The organism is Pseudomonas sp., from assembly GCF_050739655.1.
Lineage (GTDB): Bacteria > Pseudomonadota > Gammaproteobacteria > Pseudomonadales > Pseudomonadaceae > Aquipseudomonas.
The window spans coordinates 54,908-72,898 of record NZ_JBOIBY010000399.1; the positions used below are offsets into that span (position 1 = coordinate 54,908).

Annotated in this window: 18 protein-coding genes, 3 tRNA genes and 1 pseudogene; 14 read left to right on the top strand and 8 right to left on the bottom strand. The window is 58.0% G+C overall.

Annotation, left to right across the window (positions count from 1 at the left end):
- Positions 1-346: 346 nt before the first annotated feature.
- The 6 genes from ACRESJ_RS19635 to ACRESJ_RS19660 are packed head-to-tail and all read left to right on the top strand — an operon-like array spanning position 347 to position 2,227.
- A complete protein-coding gene (locus tag ACRESJ_RS19635) occupies positions 347-685 on the top strand; it encodes a hypothetical protein (RefSeq protein ID WP_431759372.1) in 339 nt (112 codons plus the stop codon).
- Positions 685-1,155 carry a hypothetical protein gene (locus ACRESJ_RS19640; RefSeq protein WP_431759373.1) on the top strand — a complete coding sequence of 157 codons (471 nt, stop codon included), beginning with the start codon at positions 685-687 and terminating at the stop codon, positions 1,153-1,155. Before ACRESJ_RS19635 ends, ACRESJ_RS19640 begins: the two co-directional genes overlap by 1 nt.
- Positions 1,152-1,412, top strand: coding sequence for a hypothetical protein (locus ACRESJ_RS19645; RefSeq protein WP_431759374.1), 261 nt, complete (start codon positions 1,152-1,154; stop codon positions 1,410-1,412). Before ACRESJ_RS19640 ends, ACRESJ_RS19645 begins: the two co-directional genes overlap by 4 nt.
- Positions 1,412-1,576: a hypothetical protein gene (locus ACRESJ_RS19650; RefSeq protein WP_431759375.1), complete on the top strand. Its 165-nt coding sequence runs from the start codon at positions 1,412-1,414 to the stop codon at positions 1,574-1,576. The genes ACRESJ_RS19645 and ACRESJ_RS19650 overlap by 1 nt, the downstream gene beginning before the upstream one ends.
- On the top strand, positions 1,569-1,979 hold the full coding sequence (locus ACRESJ_RS19655; protein WP_431759376.1) for a hypothetical protein: 411 nt from the start codon (positions 1,569-1,571) through the stop codon (positions 1,977-1,979). Before ACRESJ_RS19650 ends, ACRESJ_RS19655 begins: the two co-directional genes overlap by 8 nt.
- A 2-nt stretch (positions 1,980-1,981) precedes the next feature.
- On the top strand, positions 1,982-2,227 hold the full coding sequence (locus ACRESJ_RS19660; protein WP_431759377.1) for a helix-turn-helix transcriptional regulator: 246 nt from the start codon (positions 1,982-1,984) through the stop codon (positions 2,225-2,227).
- On the opposite strand, the gene ACRESJ_RS19665 is transcribed toward ACRESJ_RS19660, so the two are convergent.
- The 7 genes from ACRESJ_RS19665 to gacA form a co-directional block, all read right to left on the bottom strand.
- On the bottom strand, positions 2,197-3,426 hold the full coding sequence (locus ACRESJ_RS19665) for a tyrosine-type recombinase/integrase (protein ID WP_431759378.1): 1,230 nt from the start codon (positions 3,424-3,426) through the stop codon (positions 2,197-2,199). The genes ACRESJ_RS19660 and ACRESJ_RS19665 overlap by 31 nt on opposite strands.
- Before the next feature lie 164 nt (positions 3,427-3,590).
- Positions 3,591-3,677 (bottom strand) — tRNA-Leu (locus tag ACRESJ_RS19670).
- Positions 3,678-3,915: 238 nt separating this feature from the next.
- A tRNA-Cys gene (locus ACRESJ_RS19675) sits at positions 3,916-3,989 on the bottom strand.
- 45 nt (positions 3,990-4,034) lie between these two features.
- Positions 4,035-4,110, bottom strand: a tRNA-Gly gene (locus tag ACRESJ_RS19680).
- A 63-nt stretch (positions 4,111-4,173) separates the two neighbouring features.
- The gene (pgsA, locus tag ACRESJ_RS19685; protein ID WP_431759379.1) at positions 4,174-4,734 is read right to left on the bottom strand and encodes a CDP-diacylglycerol--glycerol-3-phosphate 3-phosphatidyltransferase; all 561 of its coding nucleotides are present in this window, start codon (positions 4,732-4,734) and stop codon (positions 4,174-4,176) included.
- A 32-nt stretch (positions 4,735-4,766) separates the two neighbouring features.
- The gene (uvrC, locus tag ACRESJ_RS19690) at positions 4,767-6,590 is read right to left on the bottom strand and encodes an excinuclease ABC subunit UvrC (protein ID WP_431759380.1); all 1,824 of its coding nucleotides are present in this window, start codon (positions 6,588-6,590) and stop codon (positions 4,767-4,769) included.
- Positions 6,591-6,592: 2 nt separating this feature from the next.
- Positions 6,593-7,234, bottom strand: a complete 642-nt coding sequence (gene gacA / locus ACRESJ_RS19695) for a response regulator transcription factor GacA (protein ID WP_123368181.1) — start codon at positions 7,232-7,234, stop codon at positions 6,593-6,595.
- A gap of 783 nt (positions 7,235-8,017) precedes the next feature.
- Here gacA and ACRESJ_RS19700 point away from each other — a divergent pair.
- The 8 genes from ACRESJ_RS19700 to ACRESJ_RS19735 all read left to right on the top strand — a co-directional run bounded on the left by ACRESJ_RS19700 (position 8,018) and on the right by ACRESJ_RS19735 (position 17,824).
- Positions 8,018-9,097 (top strand): 3-deoxy-7-phosphoheptulonate synthase, encoded by a 1,080-nt coding sequence (locus tag ACRESJ_RS19700; protein ID WP_431759381.1) that lies wholly within the window; start codon positions 8,018-8,020, stop codon positions 9,095-9,097.
- 298 nt (positions 9,098-9,395) lie between these two features.
- Complete coding sequence (locus ACRESJ_RS19705) at positions 9,396-10,277, top strand: esterase/lipase family protein (protein WP_431759382.1); 882 nt, start codon at positions 9,396-9,398, stop codon at positions 10,275-10,277.
- Between the two features lie 105 nt (positions 10,278-10,382).
- Entirely contained in the window at positions 10,383-10,664 is a 282-nt protein-coding gene (locus tag ACRESJ_RS19710) for a peptidylprolyl isomerase (RefSeq protein WP_431759383.1), read from the top strand.
- A gap of 135 nt (positions 10,665-10,799) precedes the next feature.
- Entirely contained in the window at positions 10,800-12,668 is a 1,869-nt protein-coding gene (locus ACRESJ_RS19715; protein WP_431759384.1) for an extracellular solute-binding protein, read from the top strand.
- Positions 12,668-13,738 carry a microcin C ABC transporter permease YejB gene (locus ACRESJ_RS19720; RefSeq protein ID WP_431759385.1) on the top strand — a complete coding sequence of 357 codons (1,071 nt, stop codon included), beginning with the start codon at positions 12,668-12,670 and terminating at the stop codon, positions 13,736-13,738. Before ACRESJ_RS19715 ends, ACRESJ_RS19720 begins: the two co-directional genes overlap by 1 nt.
- Positions 13,738-14,760: an ABC transporter permease gene (locus ACRESJ_RS19725; RefSeq protein ID WP_431759386.1), complete on the top strand. Its 1,023-nt coding sequence runs from the start codon at positions 13,738-13,740 to the stop codon at positions 14,758-14,760. The genes ACRESJ_RS19720 and ACRESJ_RS19725 overlap by 1 nt, the downstream gene beginning before the upstream one ends.
- A gap of 14 nt (positions 14,761-14,774) precedes the next feature.
- Positions 14,775-16,352 carry an ABC transporter ATP-binding protein gene (locus ACRESJ_RS19730; protein WP_431759387.1) on the top strand — a complete coding sequence of 526 codons (1,578 nt, stop codon included), beginning with the start codon at positions 14,775-14,777 and terminating at the stop codon, positions 16,350-16,352.
- A gap of 65 nt (positions 16,353-16,417) precedes the next feature.
- Positions 16,418-17,824: a sigma-54 interaction domain-containing protein gene (locus tag ACRESJ_RS19735; RefSeq protein ID WP_431759388.1), complete on the top strand. Its 1,407-nt coding sequence runs from the start codon at positions 16,418-16,420 to the stop codon at positions 17,822-17,824.
- A 52-nt stretch (positions 17,825-17,876) separates the two neighbouring features.
- Here the strand turns inward: ACRESJ_RS19735 and ACRESJ_RS19740 are convergent.
- A pseudogene (locus ACRESJ_RS19740) lies at positions 17,877-17,991 on the bottom strand (IS481 family transposase); the annotation flags it as partial.

The following is a 17,991-nucleotide window of genomic DNA, read 5'->3' on the forward strand; positions in this document are numbered from 1 at the left end:
GTTACCGACGCTTCGGCCACGGTCCAAGCCCCAATCAATGGCTTGCCCGACCGTCATGCCCTGCACGTTGTCCGTGTAGTCCTCAACGATTGGCTTTCCCTCAGCGCTGTAAACGCCAACGAATAGCTGAATGGTGCCGTCGCTTAGCTGCCTGCAACACGATTCGACAAATGCTCCATTCGCCAGCGTGTCCTCTTTACTCGTATACGACTGCCGAATAGCAGCCCACTCGAAGTACGTTTTTGTCCTTTGACGACTCTCCAAACCCATTGCTCTACCCCTTGCTGTAGTTGAGCAACGAGTAAGGCACAGGCTTTCAATTTACGCCAACCGGCAAGGTCCACAAATGAACTCAATCGCACAACAGGCGCTGGCCCGCGCCATGGGCAAAGCCTTGCCCGCTCCCACAGGTAAACCCCAGCAAACACGGGACTATGTCGGCACCGCCTCTGAATTTGGACCGACCCCGCTCCCACAGGTCGTGATCACCGGCCCAATCAACCGGGTCATGGAACTGGAGGGCAAGCGGTACGCCCTGGACTTCATCCAGAACCTCGGCGCCTCCATCAAGCGGGAGCCGATCCGGACCAAGGCCATTGCGGACCTCACCCGCTACGCCGTGCAGCAGCCATCCAGCCGGGCCAGCGGCGTCAAGATCGTTATTGATTTGTTGAAGGAGGCGTGATGCCCAAGCCATCGTTTGAATCCCGCGTCATCGCTGCCCTGGCCCGTCACGAACGCGCTGCAGGTGAGCTGGGCAGAATCAAGAAAGGGATTGTTGCCGAACTGGAGAAATGCCCAATCACCATCGAGGCCTACCAAAACAGCGACCTAAATTGCGACTTCATCAATGTCAGCGAGGAAGACCATAAGCGGTTGTGGGATGGATCTCGGGTTCGTCACCACCTGCACCAAGCGCTTCAAGTCACGACCGATGACGGCGGCGATTACGACCACGAGCGCAAGCTCCACGACTATGAAATACGCGCCGAGCTGGAAGGCTTGGGCTACGACGATAACCAGCCACACGCCTGCCCGCACTGCCTCGCGGCATGGGCACTGATCGAGCGACGGAAAGAGGTGCGTCACGAATTTGGAGTCGCAAAGCGCTCGCTTCGTCAACTGGGCAAGTCAGCAATTAAGGTGTCGCCATGATCACTCAAGAAGCTGCAGAAACACTCTGCGTCGAATTCGTCTCGAAGTACCTGAAGGACGCCACACCGTGCAGCGCCGAGGACATCGCCAACTTGCTGATGAAGCTGATCAGTGTTGCTGGCGTAACGATGTATCGCGTTGCCGGCCCGGACGTAACTCTGAATCGCATGATTCAGACGGCCGCGTTCTGCTGCCGCATGCCGGTCCCTGATGAGATCGTCGTGGAGAAGCGGCCAAAGCCGCAGGTGAAGCACTGATGACCGCCCCCATCCACGGAAAACTGAAAGCCAACTGCCCCGACTTCCCGACCACCTGCGATATCTGCCAGAAGATCCGTAGCCAGGGCAACCACGACAAATGCAGCAAGAAGCGCCAGGCCGAAGCGGCCGAGCGGCGCGCACGGGAGAAGAGTAATGAGTGAAGTGAAGCGTTACTACATCGGTAAATACGGGCTCGTCGAGGGTGAAGCGTTGGGCCGGCTGTCCGTCGTTCTGGCTGCCGACTACGACCGGGTCGTAGCCGAGCGTGATGCGCTGCATGAGCGCCTGAACGCCACTGACCAGCGGAACGACCACCTGGCCAACAAAGTGCAGTGCCAGTTCCCGCAGTCCTGCACCACCCGCTGCGACTGCGATATCCCCGACTTCAGCCCTGGTAACGGCAACAAAGCACGGCGCCGGGCTGAAACAATCCTCGGCTTCAAGGTCGCTGAAGACCCAACCATGGCGCCTGACACCATACGGCTCTGCAACTGCAACCAAGGCCGCCTGCCCTGCACCTGCAAAACAACAGCCTACGATGGCTTCGACAACGGGAGTGATTGACCATGAACACCGCACGCAACGATCAGCACGAAGAGCCGGTCGAATTCATCCGCCTGCCCGAGGTCAAGAAGCTGGTAGGCCTGGGCACCACCAAGATCTACACCATGGCGAGCGAAGGCCTGTTCCCGAAACAGGTGCCACTGGGCGGCAGGGCTGTGGCTTGGGTCAAGTCAGAGGTTCTGCAATGGAACAGCGACCGCCTGGCAGCAGCCCGTGGTCAGTCCTCTGACACCAGCCCATCCAAGTAATCCGCCCACTCCTGCATCATCACCCTTCTCTGTTCCACGTACTCCGCGTGGTTGTAGGTCTTACGGACCTTGCTCGAACCCGCGTGCGATAGCTGCGCCTCGATCCAATCCTCGTTGTAACCCATCTCGTTCAAGGCCGTTGAAATCGTGGCACGGATCCCGTGCCCGGTCAGTCTGCCTTCATACCCCATGCGCCTCAAAGCCATGTTGACTGTGCCGTCGCTGATTGGCTTGGTCGGTTCATGCCGACCCGCGATCAGCAGCTTGTAACGGCCAGTCATCTGGTGCACCTTGCGCACCTCCTCGACCGCCTGCCGCGACAGTGGCACCAGATACGGCGGCACCTTATCCCCTCCTTTTGCTCTGATCACCTTCTGCAATTGCTTCACTTCTGACGCTGGAATCGTCCACAGTGCGCCGTCCAGGTCGAACTGGTCCCACTTGGAATTGCGCAATTCGCCCGTGCGCACTGCCGTCAGCAACAGAATCCGGATGGCGCTCTTGGTGTAATCCTTGACGTCGGCCTGCTCCAGCGCTTGCAAGAACGCTTTCAACTCCCGCTGCCTGAGCATGGGGTTGTGCTTCTCGGGCGGCTCTTTGGCGGCAACAATGTCCAGATCGGCCGCCGGATTGACCTCCAGATAGTCGGAGGCGATGCCGAAACGGAAGATCTCGTTCAACCAAGTGCGGCACTTGCGGGCAACGTTGAGTGCCCCGCGCTTCTCGATCGCCCGCAGGCAGGCCAGTACATCGGCGCGCTTCACTTCAGCAATGGGGATTCGCCCTAGCGCCGGGACCAGGTCCTTGTCCAGATAGAGCTGCGCTTGCACGGCGGCACCCTTCTTGGCCTTGGCCCAGCGTGGCAGTTTGAAGGCGTACCACTCACCTGCCACGACCTCGAACGTCTTGATGGCGCTGGAACTGGCCGCCCGCTTCTCTTCCCGACGAGTGGTACGGGGGTCGACTCCCTTGGCAACGAGCGTGCGTGCCTGGTCCCGCAACTCGCGGGCATCTTTAAGGCTGATCTCGGGATAGGTGCCCAGCGACATGCGGGGTTGCTTGCCGTGCCAGGAAAACCGGAAGTGCCAGGACTTGGTCCCGTTGGGGGCGACGTACAGGGATAGTCCACTGGCGTCCGTGAGGGTGAAGCTCTTATCGGCCGGCTTGGCCTGTCGCACAGCGGTATCTGTCAGGGGCATTAGTACATCACCAAGTCAGTCGAACTGAGGAAGTGCTAGATGATGTACTAAAAATTTGCGGCTCGCAGCGAAAGAATGCGAAAGTCTACGCAATAAAAAAGCCGCTCAAGGCGGCCTTTTATATGGGTTTCGTGAAGCTTGGCGAAACCCGGTGAAACTAGAAATGGTGCCCGAAGCCGGAATCGAACCGGCACGCCCTTACGAGCGGGGGATTTTAAGTCCCATGCGTCTACCAGTTTCGCCATTCGGGCGGTAGCGCGGTGAATCAGAGGGTGGAAATATATACATCCCTTCCCCATGAAGCAAGTTCATGAGTGCGTTTTTAACGATTAAATTTTGCGACTCAGGAAATAAAAAAACTTCTTAAATCATGAACCTACAAAGCTTTTATCAAATTGATTGTCAGCATTGAGCAAACAGCGGAATACACATTTCCCTGCGGGCAATAAAAAACCCCGTAGATCATCGATCTACGGGGTTATTTATTAGTGGAGGCCGAGGTCGGAATCGAACCGGCGTAGGCGGATTTGCAATCCGCTGCATAACCATTTTGCTACTCGGCCTCAAAACATTTGTTGTCAGTAGCGCGACATCAAATGCGTAAAACTTGGAGCGGGAAACGAGACTCGAACTCGCGACCCCGACCTTGGCAAGGTCGTGCTCTACCAACTGAGCTATTCCCGCGTCTTGGTGTGGCGCATTCTATAGAAATCAGAAGCGCCGTCAACCCCTTGATTCAAAAAAGTTTTATTTCTTTTCAACGTCAGTCTTCAGATGCGGCCAGGCAGCGCTCAAGTACTGGACCATGGACCACAAAGTCAGGCCTGCGGAGACCATCAGCAGTGCGTAACCCAGCAGAACCCAGAAGGTGAAAGCCGACGGATTTGCCAAAAGAATCACCAGCGCGAGCATTTGTGCGGCGGTTTTCCATTTGCCAAGGTTCGACACGGCGACATGGGCGCGAGCACCAAGCTCGGCCATCCATTCGCGCAGGGCCGAGACAACGATCTCGCGGCCGATAATGACCGCAGCTGGCAGCGTGAGCCAAAAATTACCGTGTTCCTGCACCAGTAATACCAGTGCAACGGCAACCATCAGCTTGTCCGCAACGGGATCGAGGAAGGCCCCGAATGGCGTGCTTTGCTCAAGACGGCGGGCCAGGTACCCGTCCAACCAGTCTGTGGCAGCAGCAAACGCGAAGACCGAGGCGGATGCCAAGTAACTCCATTGGTAAGGCAGGTAAAACAGCAAAATGAAGATCGGTATGAGCAGGACGCGTAGAACGGTAATCAGATTAGGGATATTCATCGGCACAACTGGCTACGAGGTGAGGTGGCATTCTACTCGCTGTGCAGATTTGCATAAATCAACTCTGCGAGCTTTTTACTGATCCCGGGAGCTTTGGCGATCTCTTCGATGCTGGCACGAGACAGCTCCTGCAATCCACCAAAATGTTTCAATAAATCGCGACGGCGGGTCGGCCCCACACCAGCAACACCTTCAAGCGTAGACGTACGGCGGGTTTTGCCACGACGGGCGCGGTGCCCGGTAATGGCAAAACGGTGGGCTTCGTCGCGAATTTGCTGGATCAAATGCAGCGCCGGGGAATCGCCGCGCAAGGTAAATTCATGGGCGGCGTCATTCAGGTAAAGGGTTTCGAAACCCGCCTTGCGTGTTGCACCCTTGGCAACGCCGAGCAGGATCAGGTCAGGCACAGCCAGTTCATTGAGCACATCGCGGGCCATGGACAACTGCCCCTTGCCGCCGTCCACCAGCAGAATGTCCGGCAACTTGCCCTCCCCGTCTTTCAGCTTGCTGAAGCGTCGGGTCAACGCCTGGTGCATCGCCGCATAGTCATCACCCGCTGTCACACCCTCAATGTTGTAACGACGGTAGTCGGACTTGATCGGGCCTTCGGGACCGAACACCACGCAGGACGCCACCGTCGCTTCACCACTGGAATGACTGATGTCGTAGCACTCGAGGCGTTGTGGCGGCTCATCGAGTTTCAAGACCTCAGCCAGCGCGTCGAAGCGCGCCGTGATGTGCTGCCGATTGGCCAGGCGTGCGGTCAGTGCCTGCTCGGCGTTGGTCACCGCCAGTTGCTGCCAGCGCGCCCGCGTACCTCGAACTCTGTGGCTGATGGTCAGTTCGCGACCTCGCAGCTCATGAATGGCCTCCACCAGCGTCGGAAAGTCATCGTGCACCACGTTGACGATCAGTTCGCTCGGCAAGTCCCTTTCAGGACTGCTGACGAAGTACTGGCCCAAAAACGCCGCCATGACCTCGCTAACGTCTTCTTCAATACCCACCTGCGGGAAGAAGTTCTTGCTGCCCAGCACCCGACCGCCACGTACGCTGATCAGGTGGACGCAGGCACCGCCCGGGTTGACGAACGCCGCAATCACATCGACATCGCCCGTTCCGCCTTCCATGCTTTGCTGGTCCTGAACCCGACGCAACAATGAGATCTGGTCGCGCAATTCGGCGGCGCGCTCGAACTCCAGATTGATTGCCGCCTCTTCCATTGCGGCGGACAATTCGTCGCTCAGTGCATTACTGCGACCTTCCAGGAACATGACTGAGTGCCGCACATCTTCGGCATACACCTGGGGCTCAACCAGCCCCACACAAGGCGCTTTGCAGCGCTTGATCTGATACTGCAGACAAGGTCGCGTGCGGTTTTTGTAATAGCTATCTTCACACTGGCGAACGAAAAATGTCTTTTGCAGCAGACTGAGGCTTTCGCGGATGGCACCCGCGCTGGGATACGGACCGAAGTATTTACCCTTGGCCTTTTTCGCACCGCGATGGATGCTCAAGCGCGGGAACTGGCCATCAGAAAGAAAAACGTAAGGGTAGGATTTGTCGTCGCGCAACAGGATGTTGTACGGCGGGCGCCATTCCTTGATCAGCGTCTGCTCAAGCAACAGCGCTTCGGTTTCGTTGGCGGTAATGGTCGTTTCGACTTGGGCGATACGCGCCACCAACGCAGCGGTCTTGGGCGCCAGGCCGGTTTTTCGGAAGTAACTCGACAGGCGATTCTTGAGGTTCTTGGCCTTGCCGACGTAGAGCAGGCGCGCATCGCTGTCGAACATGCGATACACACCGGGACGCCCACTGACGGTTGACAGGAAGGCGCTCGGATCAAAGGTTTCAGTCATTTTCAGAGGCTGGCATCGACCATGCCGTGACGGACCGCCAACAGCGTCAACTCGACATCACTGCTGATCGAAAGCTTTTCGAAAATGCGGTAACGGTAGGTGTTCACGGTTTTCGGCGACAGGCATAGCTTGTCGGAAATAATCTGGACTTTCTGGCAACCAACGATCATCAACGCGATCTGGATTTCCCGCTCGGACAAGGTATCGAACGGCGAATCGTTGGTGGGTTGAAAGGATTTGATCGCCAGTTGCTGGGCGATTTGCGGACTGATATAGCGCTGGCCGGCAAACACCAGGCGGATGGCCTGGACCATTTCCGGCAAACCAGCCCCCTTGGTCAGGTAACCTGCCGCTCCGGCCTGCAACAGGCGCGTAGGAAACGGGTCTTCCTCGCACACCGTTACCGCGACGACTTTGATGTCCGGATGGCTGCGCAGCAATTTGCGAGTGGCTTCCAGACCTCCGATGCCGGGCATCTTGACATCCATCAACACCACATCGGGTTTCAGCTCACGCGCCTTGAGCAGGGACTCTTCACCTGATTCCGCCTGGCCGACTACTTGCAGGCCATCGATGTCAGCCAGCATTCGTGTAATGCCTGTACGAACGAGATCATGGTCATCGACCACTAGCACCCTAATCAAGCAGACACCTCGCGATATGGTCTTATTGAGTTGCCGACACCTTAGCAAAAAGCATCTGGTAGACCTAGCGCAAAGCAGCAGATAAAAAGTTTCAATTCATCTTGCAAACGCTTGTGGCCCGCGTGTTTCAGCGACACGAGCCAACGACGTCACGCTGCATTCTCAGCAAACACTGATCCCCACCCGCACCTGTAGTCCCTTTCTTTCATACAAAGCCCGCGCCGGGTTGATAGAACAACCTTCGATATCCGATAGCATTTTCTGATTGAATCCTCGCACCGGCCTCTAGTAAGCTCGGCGCATCGATCGGAGACAGACCATGTTCAACGCCCTTCCACAGCTTCTTTCCGTTAGCGCCCTGCGCTCGGTTGCGGCTGCCCGGGTGAACGACGTTTGCGCTCCGGCAAGCTTTTATTTTGGGTATTGGTTTAGCCACTGGCGCGCCTGATACCCACACGGCGCCCACTTTAAACGGGTCGCCACCAGAGAATTCTCAACCCCCGGTCGGCCTCCCGACCGGGGGTTTTGTTTTTTCGGCCCCAAATTTTTAGCGACACACCAGACATTCAGAGGATCAACACAATGAACTACGCCACTTATTACCGTTACGACATTTTTAGCGCCTGGCGATTTACCACCCTCCGTTCGGGACAGCCTGCCGCCTCCGATCGGTCACCTACAGGTGGCAAGCAAACACACCCAGCCAATCCGGCCAATTGTCGAACACCCCAATAGGGCCAAGCGCGCGGGAACGAACCCGCCGCCAGTCCAGGAAGCCTGAACATGAACTCGTCCGTCTCTGCTTTGCCACTGTCGACCCTGAGCCCTGCCAATGAAGCACTGACCCTGCGTCTGCCAAGCTCATTGCAACTCAAACAGCAATTGCCTCTGACCAACGCCCTTGCCCAGCAGGTCGTCGCCCACCGCCAGGCGGTTCGCGCGATCCTTAACGGTGAAGACTCCCGCCTGCTGGTCATCGTGGGTCCTTGCTCGATTCACGACCCAAAATCAGCACTCGAATACGCCGAGAACCTGGCTCGCCTGGCCGCCGACGTCAGCGACGAAATGTTGCTGATGATGCGCGCCTATGTCGAAAAGCCCCGCACCACGGTGGGCTGGAAAGGCCTGGCCTACGATCCGCATCTGAATGGCAGTGACGACATGGCCGCAGGCCTCGCCCTGTCCCGCGAACTGATGCGTGAAATGCTCCTGATGGGTTTGCCGGTGGCGACCGAATTGCTGCAACCCATGGCCGCGGGATACTTCGATGATCTGCTCAGCTGGGTCGCCATCGGTGCCCGCACCACGGAATCGCAAATTCACCGTGAAATGGCCAGCGGCTTGAGCATGCCGGTCGGTTTCAAGAACGGCACCGATGGTGGTGTTGCTGTCGCCAGTGATGCCATGCGCTCAGCCGCGCATCCGCATCGGCATTTCGGCGTCGACAGTCAGGGACACCCCGCCATCATTCAAACTCCGGGTAACGCGGACACTCACCTGGTGTTGCGCGGTGGTCATAACGGACCGAACTACGACCGCGCGAGCGTTGCCAGGATACACAGCGACTTGACCAGGTTGAAAATCCCGGCGCGAATCATGGTCGACTGCAGCCACGCCAACAGTGGTAAAGATCCGCTGCGCCAACCTGCGGTATTCAACGACGTGCTCGAACAACGCCTGCAAGGTGATCGCTCGTTGATCGGCATGATGATCGAGAGTCATTTGTTCGAAGGTTGTCAGCCGCTGAGTTCGTCGCTGAAGTATGGCGTTTCGGTCACCGACGGTTGTCTGGGCTGGAGCGAGACGGAACGACTGTTGAGCGAGGCAGCGAGTCGCCTGCGTGCCCAGCGCTGCCCTCAATAACCCAGCGTGCCATTGCCCACCCGCCAGTCCTCACGCCTGACTGGTTGGTGGCCAGCGGTTCAGGCCTTCGGGGAAAAGCGACGCCATCGAGGTAGGCCATTACCCACGGGCATTCGCAACTCGCGGAAAAGACGTCCGGACATTTCCGATCAAGGCTTCGTACACATCCGAGTTTTCGTACTTTTTCTATTCCCCTTTCATCAGCTAACAGCGGTTTTTTCATACATCGCCCCACCGTCCGCGTGTTTTAGAGTGAGGCTCAGGGCACCTCCTTGACCCCCTGAAAAAGGTAGAAACCATGCAAAGGAATGCAAACACTCAATATCCAATTTTGCTTGTTCATGGCCTGTTCGGTTTTGATCGAATCGGTAGGTTTGAGCTCTTCCATGACGTCAAACAGGCACTCAGAAACGCCGGCGCACGAGTTTTCGTTCCCCATTTATCGGCCACTCACAGCAACGAAGTGCGGGGCGAGCAGCTACTGACGCAGATCCAACGGGTGCTCAAAGGCACAGGTGCGAGCAAAGTCAACCTGATCGGCCACAGCCAAGGCGCACTCGCCGCACGCTACGCGGCTGCGGTTGCACCACAGTCTGTTGCTTCAGTGACATCGGTCAGCGGGCCGAACCACGGCTCGGAACTGGCCGACTTCCTGTGCAAAGCCCTGATACCGGGCAGCCTGCCTGAACAGATCGCAGAAATGGTCGCCAGCTTGTTCGCGGACTTCCTTTCGCTTCTCAGTGGCAACCACCGACTGCCACAGGACGCCGTCGCCGCGCTCAATGCCCTGACCACTGAGGGTGTAAGGGCCTTCAATGAAAAGTACCCTCAAGGACTGCCGAAAACCTGGGGAGGCAAAGGCCGCGAACTGGTCAATGGCGTGCGTTACTACTCCTGGAGTGGTGTTTTGCAGAGAAACATCCTGGATGAAGGGTTGAATGCCCTGAATCCGCTACATGCTTTTTTACGGGCGTTTTCTCACTATTTCATCAACGAACCGGAGCAAAACGACGGCATGGTCGGCCGATACAGTTCGCATCTGGGCACGGTCATCAAGTCCGACTATCCGTTGGATCATCTAAGGGTCATCAGTCAGCCATCCGGCCTGCCGACCAAAAACATCGACCCGGTTAACCTGTACATGCAGCACGCCGAACGGCTAAAAAATGCCGGCCTGTAAAAAACACCCGTCCCACGGCCGCCTGGAACGGAACTTTGAGAAGAAATAGCTCACTGAATCCGGTAGGCTCACCACTTTATCGAACACTGAAAGGAGTATTTCCCCATGGCTAAAGCCACTGCCCGCCACATCCTTGTTTCCAGCGAAGCCAAGTGCAACGAACTCAAGGCCCAAATCGAGGCTGGCGCAGATTTCGCCGAGGTTGCCAAGGCCAACTCCACCTGCCCTTCCAGCCGTCAGGGCGGTGACCTGGGTTCGTTCGGTCCTGGCCAGATGGTCAAGGAATTCGACACCGTGGTCTTCAGCGCACCCATCAACACCGTGCAAGGTCCGGTCAAGACCCAGTTCGGTTATCACCTGCTGGAAGTGACCAGCCGTCAGGACTGATCGATACCTGACGCCACTACGCAACGGCCCGCCTTTTGGTGGGCCGTTGCGCTTCAGATGCGTAATACGGCTGGCGAGGGACGCGCCGCTAGCGTACAAATTGTCGTTAACGACCACCCGGCTCTAAGGCTGACAATGCGACTGGCTTTCCCAACTTTGTTGTTCACTGCCGTGGCCCTGCTGCTGGGTGCCGTTGGTGTGAACGCTGCACCGCAACATGCACTGACTGTATACGGCGAACCGGCCAAGTACCCTGCCGGCTTCAGTCACTTCGCCTATACCAATCCGCTGGCGCCAAAGGGCGGCACGATGCGTCGTTCAGCGATCGAAATCGGGCTCTTCGACCATGTCTCGCCGTATATCGACAAAGGCATAGGCGTCTCGCAGGTTGACGGCCTGCTCTACTCGCCCCTCGCCCAACGCTCGCTGGACGAGCCTTACACCGTGTATGGCCTGGTGGCGCAGCAAATGGAGCGCTCGGACGACGGTCTGTCCTTGCGTTTCTACCTCAACCCCAAGGCACGATTTGCCGATGGCAAACCGATCACTGCCGAAGACGTGCGTTATACCTTCGACCTGCTGATGACCCAGGGTAGCCTGCGTTATCGAACCCAGTTTGCCGACGTCAAAGGCGTTGTAGTGGAATCACCACTGACCGTGCGCTTCGACTTCAAGACCAATGAGAACCGTACCCTGCCGCTGGACATCGCCACTTTGCCGGTATTTCCCGAGCACTGGTGGAAAACCCGGGATTTTGCCGGCGGTGGCGGTTACGAGCCACCTCTGGGCAGCGGCCCTTATAAAGTGGCCAAGGTCGATTCCGGCCGCAGCATCACCTTCGAGCGCGATGCCGACTGGTGGGGCAAGGATCTTCCCGTCAGCCGTGGCCTGTACAATTTCGATCTTTTCAGCATTGAGTACTTCGGCGATACCGACGTTGCCCGCCAAGTGCTGCGCGGCGGCGCCTATGACTACAATCGCGAGTTTTCCGCTACGGCTTATTCCATTGGCTACGAAAGCCCGGCCCTGAGCGACGGGCGACTGCAAAAGGCCCACTTGGCCATCGAAGCGCCCCAACCATCCCAGGGTTTTGTGTTCAACCTGCAAAAGCCGATGTTCCAGGATCGACGGGTACGTCAGGCGCTGGTCATGCTCTGGGATTTCGAATGGAGCAACCGGCAGATGATGCGCAACATGTACATCCGCCAACAGAGTTTCTTCTCCAACACCGACCTTGCCGCCCGGCAACTGCCGGATGCCGGCGAGCTGGCCATTCTGGAGCCCCTACGCGGGCAAATCCCGGACGAAGTCTTCACCAAAGTCTTCGAGGCGCCGAAAACCGATGGCAGCGGCATTATTCGCGACAAACAACTGCAAGCGCTGGAGCTGCTCCAACAGGCCGGCTGGAAACCCCAAGGCGATCAATTGGTCAACGCCGACGGAGAACCGCTGAGTTTCACCTTCCTGATCAGCCAGAACGGCATGGACCGTTTGTTGTTGCCTTATAAACGCACGCTGAAACAAATCGGCATCGATCTGAACATCCGCCGCATCGACCCGTCGCAGTACATCAACCGCCTGATGAGCCGCGACTACGACATGATCGTCACCGGTTACCCGGTCACCACATCGCCAGGGGGCGAACTGTTCAACTATTTTGGCTCCACCGCCGCCACCGACCCCGGCTCCAATAACTACATGGTGCTCAAGAACCCGGCGGTAGACACGCTGATTACCGGGTTGGTACATGCCAACACCCAGGCCGACATGTTGCACTACGCCCATGCACTGGACCGGGTGCTGCAATGGAATTACTACTGGATTCCCAACTATTACCCGCCGGGAACGTCCACCGTCTGGTGGAATCGCTTTGGTATCCCGAACGTGCAGGCCAGTAATGACGAAGCCATCGAGAGCTGGTGGGAAATGAGCACCACGCCTTTGACCAACCAGGAAATGACCGCCGAGCGAATCCGCCGTGGCAGACCCGGAGGACCGCACTGATGTGGGCTTACATTCTTCGACGACTGCTGCTGATCATTCCGACGTTGGTGATCATTCTTCTGGTCAACTTCGTTATCGTCCAGGCGGCACCCGGCGGACCGGTGGAACAGGCTATCGCCCATTTGCAAGGCATCGGCGGCGGCAGTATGGGCGGTGCTGTCGGCGGCGGTTCAAGCGAGGCCAGGCCCAGTTCACGCGCCAGTCGCGGCCTCGACCCGCAACTGATCAAGGACATCGAGAAACAGTACGGTTTCGACAAACCCGCCCACGAACGCCTGTGGCTCATGCTCACCAGTTACGCCCGGCTGGACTTCGGCAAGAGCTTTTTCCGGGGCGCCACCGTTACCGACCTGATCCTGCAAAAAATGCCGGTGACCATTTCCCTTGGCCTCTGGGCAACGCTGATCACCTATCTGGTGTCGATCCCGCTGGGCATCCGCAAAGCCGTGCACCACGGCAGCCAATTCGATATCTGGAGCAGCACCGCGATCATCATCGGTTACGCAATGCCGGCGTTCCTGTTTGCGATGTTCCTTATCGTGGTGTTTGCCGGTGGCACTTCGCTGAACTGGTTCCCGGTACGCGGGCTGGTTTCGGACAATTTCGACTCACTGTCGACCCTGGGTAAAGTCGCCGATTACTTCTGGCACCTGGTGCTGCCGGTGACCGCGCTGGTGATCGGTGGTTTCGCAACCCTGACGATCCTCACCAAAAACTCTTTCCTCAATGAGATCACCCGTCAGTACGTAGTGACGGCCCGCGCCAAAGGATTGAGCGAGCGCCGCGTGCTGTATGGCCATGTATTCCGCAATGCCATGTTGCTGGTGGTATCAGGTATTCCCCAGGCTTTTATCAGCGTGTTCTTTGCCGGGTCATTGCTGATCGAAGTGATTTTCTCCCTCGATGGTCTGGGCCGCATGAGCTATGAAGCGGCGGTTTCCCGGGATTATCCGGTGGTGTTTGGCTCGCTGTTCATCTTCACGCTGTTCGGTCTGCTGATAAAACTGGTCGGTGACCTCTGCTACACCCTGGTCGACCCGCGTATCGATTTCGCCGCGAGGAACGCCTGATGTTCAAGCTTTCTCCGTTAGGCCGTCGCCGATTCGAACGTTTCAAGAAAAACCGTCGAGGCTGGTGGTCGCTGTGGTTGTTCATCGGGTTGTTCCTGTTGACCCTGGGTGGCGAGCTCATCGCCAACGACAAACCCCTCGTCGTCAGCTATCAGGGCTCGTTGTACTTCCCTGCCCTCAAGCGCTACACCGAGCAGGAGTTTGGTGGACAGTTGCCGTTCCAGGCCGATTATCGCAGTGACTATGTCCAGCAACTGATCAAGAAGGACGGGGGCTGGCTGCTGTTCCCGCCCATCCCTTTCAGCGACGACACACCCAACTACGACCTGAACAAACCGGCGCCGAGCCCGCCTTCCAACGTGAACTGGCTCGGCACCGACGATCAGGCACGGGACGTTTTGGCCCGGGTGATTTTTGGCGCTCGGGTGTCGATTCTGTTTGCCTTGATGTTGACCTTTGTAAGCGCATTGATCGGCATCGCCGCTGGCGCCCTGCAAGGCTATTACGGCGGCTGGGTGGATTTGCTCGGTCAACGATTGCAGGAAGTCTGGTCCGGGTTGCCGGTGCTGTACCTGCTGATCATCCTGTCGGGCTTCGTCGAGCCGAACTTCTGGTGGCTGCTGGGGATCATGGCGCTGTTTTCCTGGCTGGCGCTGGTGGACGTGGTGCGCGCCGAGTTCCTGCGCGGGCGCAATCTTGAATACGTCAAGGCTGCCCGGGCACTGGGCCTGACGGATCGCAAAGTGATCGTGCGACACATCCTGCCCAACGCCATGAATGCGACATTGAGTTACCTGCCGTTCATTTTGACGGGTGCGATCTCGACCCTCACGGCGCTGGACTTCCTCGGTTTCGGCATGCCGGCCGGTAGCGCGTCGCTGGGTGAACTGATCGGCCAGGGCAAGCAGAATCTGCAAGCACCCTGGCTGGGGCTGACGGCGTTTTTCACCCTGGCGCTGATTCTTTCTTTACTCGTGTTCATCGGCGAAGCACTGCGCGACGCTTTTGATCCACGGTCTTGATACGGACTGTTGACATGACCAATCTCATCGAAATCCGTGACCTCAGCGTGGCCTTCAGCGGTCAGACCGTGGTGCGCAATCTTTGCCTGGACATCCATCCCGGCGAATGCCTGGCGTTGGTGGGCGAGTCGGGCTCCGGCAAATCGGTCACCGCCCATTCGATTCTGCAATTACTGCCCGAATGCGGAACCCAGACCACTGGCAGCATCCGCTATCGCGGCCAGGAATTGGTGGGGGCGCACGCCAGTAAGTTGCGTGAGCTGCGGGGCAACCGGATCGCGATGATTTTCCAGGAGCCGATGACTTCCCTCAACCCGCTGCACAGCATCGAAAAGCAGATCGGCGAAACGCTGCTCGTGCACAAAGGCATGGCCGGCAAAGTGGCGCAAGCGCGGATTCTCGAATTGCTGCATCTGGTGGGGATCCAGAAGCCCGAAGAGCGACTCAAGGCCTACCCGCACCAGCTGTCCGGCGGCCAGCGCCAACGGGTGATGATTGCCATGGCCCTGGCCTGCGAGCCGGAGCTGTTGATTGCGGACGAACCCACCACCGCCCTCGACGTCACGGTGCAGCGCAAGATCCTCCTACTGCTCAAGTCGCTGCAACGACGGCTCGGCATGTCGTTGCTGCTGATCAGCCACGACCTCAATCTGGTGCGCAGCATCGCCCAGCGCGTGTGCGTAATGAAGGCCGGTGAAATTGTCGAGCAAGCCAGCTGCGAGACCATTTTCACTGAACCCAAACATCCTTACAGCTGCGTGCTGTTGAACGCCGAGCCAGAGGGCGAAGCGCTGCCCCGTGATGAACGCGAAAAAGTGCTGGAAGTCGACGATCTGCGGGTGCAGTTTCCGGTGAGTGGTGGATTGTTTCGACGCAAGACTTATCTCAAGGCCGTGAACGGCATCAGCTTGAGCATTCAACGAGGCAAGACCCTGGGCATCGTCGGCGAGTCCGGCTCTGGCAAGTCAACGCTTGGGCAGGCAATCTTGCGGCTTCTCGATTCCGAGGGAGGGATCCGCTTCCAGGGGCAGGCGCTCGACGGCCTGTCGCAGAAGCAGCTGCGGCCGTGGCGCAAGAAAATGCAGGTCGTGTTCCAGGATCCCTTCGGTAGCCTCAGCCCCCGGATGTCGGTGGAGCAGATCATCTGCGAAGGCCTGGAGGTGCATAGCCAGTTGAACCCGGAGCAATGCAACGCCGAAGTGATTCGGGCCTTGCAGGAAGTCGGTCTCGACCCGCAAAGCCGTCATCGCTACCCCCACGAGTTCTCCGGTGGCCAGCGCCAACGGATAGCCATTGCCCGCGCACTGGTGCTGAAACCTGCGCTGATTCTGCTGGACGAGCCGACCTCGGCGCTGGACCGAACCGTGCAAAAACAGGTGGTCGCCCTGCTCCGCCAACTTCAGGAAAAGCATGGCCTGACCTATCTGTTTATCAGCCATGACCTGGCGGTGGTTCGCGCCCTGGCGCACGACATGATCGTGATCAAGGACGGCAAGGTGGTGGAAAGCGGTGCCAGTCATGAGGTATTCGATGCGCCGCAGCATCCCTATACCAAGGAGCTGTTGGCGGCGGCGCATTTGGGGGCGGCATAATTCTGCATTTGGCTTTGAACCGCGTCGCGGCCATCGCTGGCAATACACAATCAGGATCAATACCCATGAACACCACCGAAAGCCTCAAGGACTACCAGCGCGTTCGCCTGCTGGCGATCCGTTCGTTGTTCGAGATCATCGAGCAATCAAGCGAAGGCACGGTGATTGTCGACCGCGACGCCAATATCGTCTGGATGAACGAACGCTATGCCCGGCGTTTCGGCCTGTCCTCGGCCGAGGTTGCTATCGGCAAGGCCTGTGAAAGCGTGATCCCCGGCAGTCTTTTACGAGAAGTGGTGCGCACCGGCCGGCCCATCCTGCTCGACATGCAGGACACACCCAAGGAACCGCTGGTGGTCATGCGCCTGCCTATTCATGACGACGCAGGCTTAGTGATTGGCGCCATCGGCTTTGCCCTGTTCGACGAATTGCGCAGCCTGTCACCCATGCTCAAACGCTACATGAGCATGCAGGAAGAGCTCGCCTCCACCCGCTCGTTGTTGCGAGCACGGCAAACCAAATACAACTTCGCTCATTTCATTGGCACCAGCGCCGCCAGCCTCGAAGTCAAGCGCCGCGCCCGACGCAGTGCCAGCACGGAATCGCCTGTATTGTTGCTCGGTGAAACCGGCACCGGCAAAGAGTTGCTGGCGCAGGCCATTCACAATGCCTCGCCGCGCGCGCACAAGGCCTTTGTCAGCATCAATAGCGCCGCGATCCCGGAGTCATTGCTTGAAGCCGAATTCTTCGGCACTGCACCCGGCGCCTTCACCGGTGCAGACCGCAAGGGCCGCGTCGGCAAACTGCAGATCGCCCAAGGCGGCACACTGTTCCTCGATGAAATCGGTGACATGCCATTGCCGCTGCAAAGCAAATTGCTGCGGGTGTTGCAGGAAAAGGAATTTGAACCGGTGGGTTCCAACGAGGTAATCCAGAGTGATGTGCGAGTGATCGCCGCGACCTCCACCGATCTTGAAGCGGCGATCAAACGCGGCGAGTTCCGCGCTGATTTGTATTACCGCCTCAACGTGTTGCCGATCCAGGTGCCACCGTTGCGCGACCGTCTCGACGACCTGCCCGCCCTGAGCGAAGCAATCCTTGAAGAACTGCGCAGCCAACACGAACTGGCCAGCGAAGCGCTGCAACTGTTGGGGCAACACGCCTGGCCGGGAAACATTCGCGAACTGCGCAACGTGCTGGAAAGGGCTGCACTACTGAGCGATGACCTGCGGTTAACGGTTGCGGACATCCATGCAGCGATCGGTACTTTCACCCCAGTTGAGCGCCCAGCACCATTAACTATCGAGCCGATGGCACATGAAACCTTCAGCGCGGCGCGGGAGCGTTTCGACCGGCAATTGATTGAAACCACCCTGGCGCAATGCGGGGGCAAGGTGATTGAGGCAGCGGCGCGATTGGGGCTTGGGCGGTCGACTTTGTACAAGAAGATGGTGGCGTTGGGGATTGCTTAGTCTCCATAAAGAGACATAGGTCTCTATCGGTAGACCAATAATCGCTAGCAGGCTAGCTGTGTAAACCCACCAGGTTGTTCACAGAAGCTATCCGGCTAATCGGCGGTAAATAACTCAGACTGGCATGTGGGCGATGCCAGTTGTACTCATGCAACCACGCCGGCAAG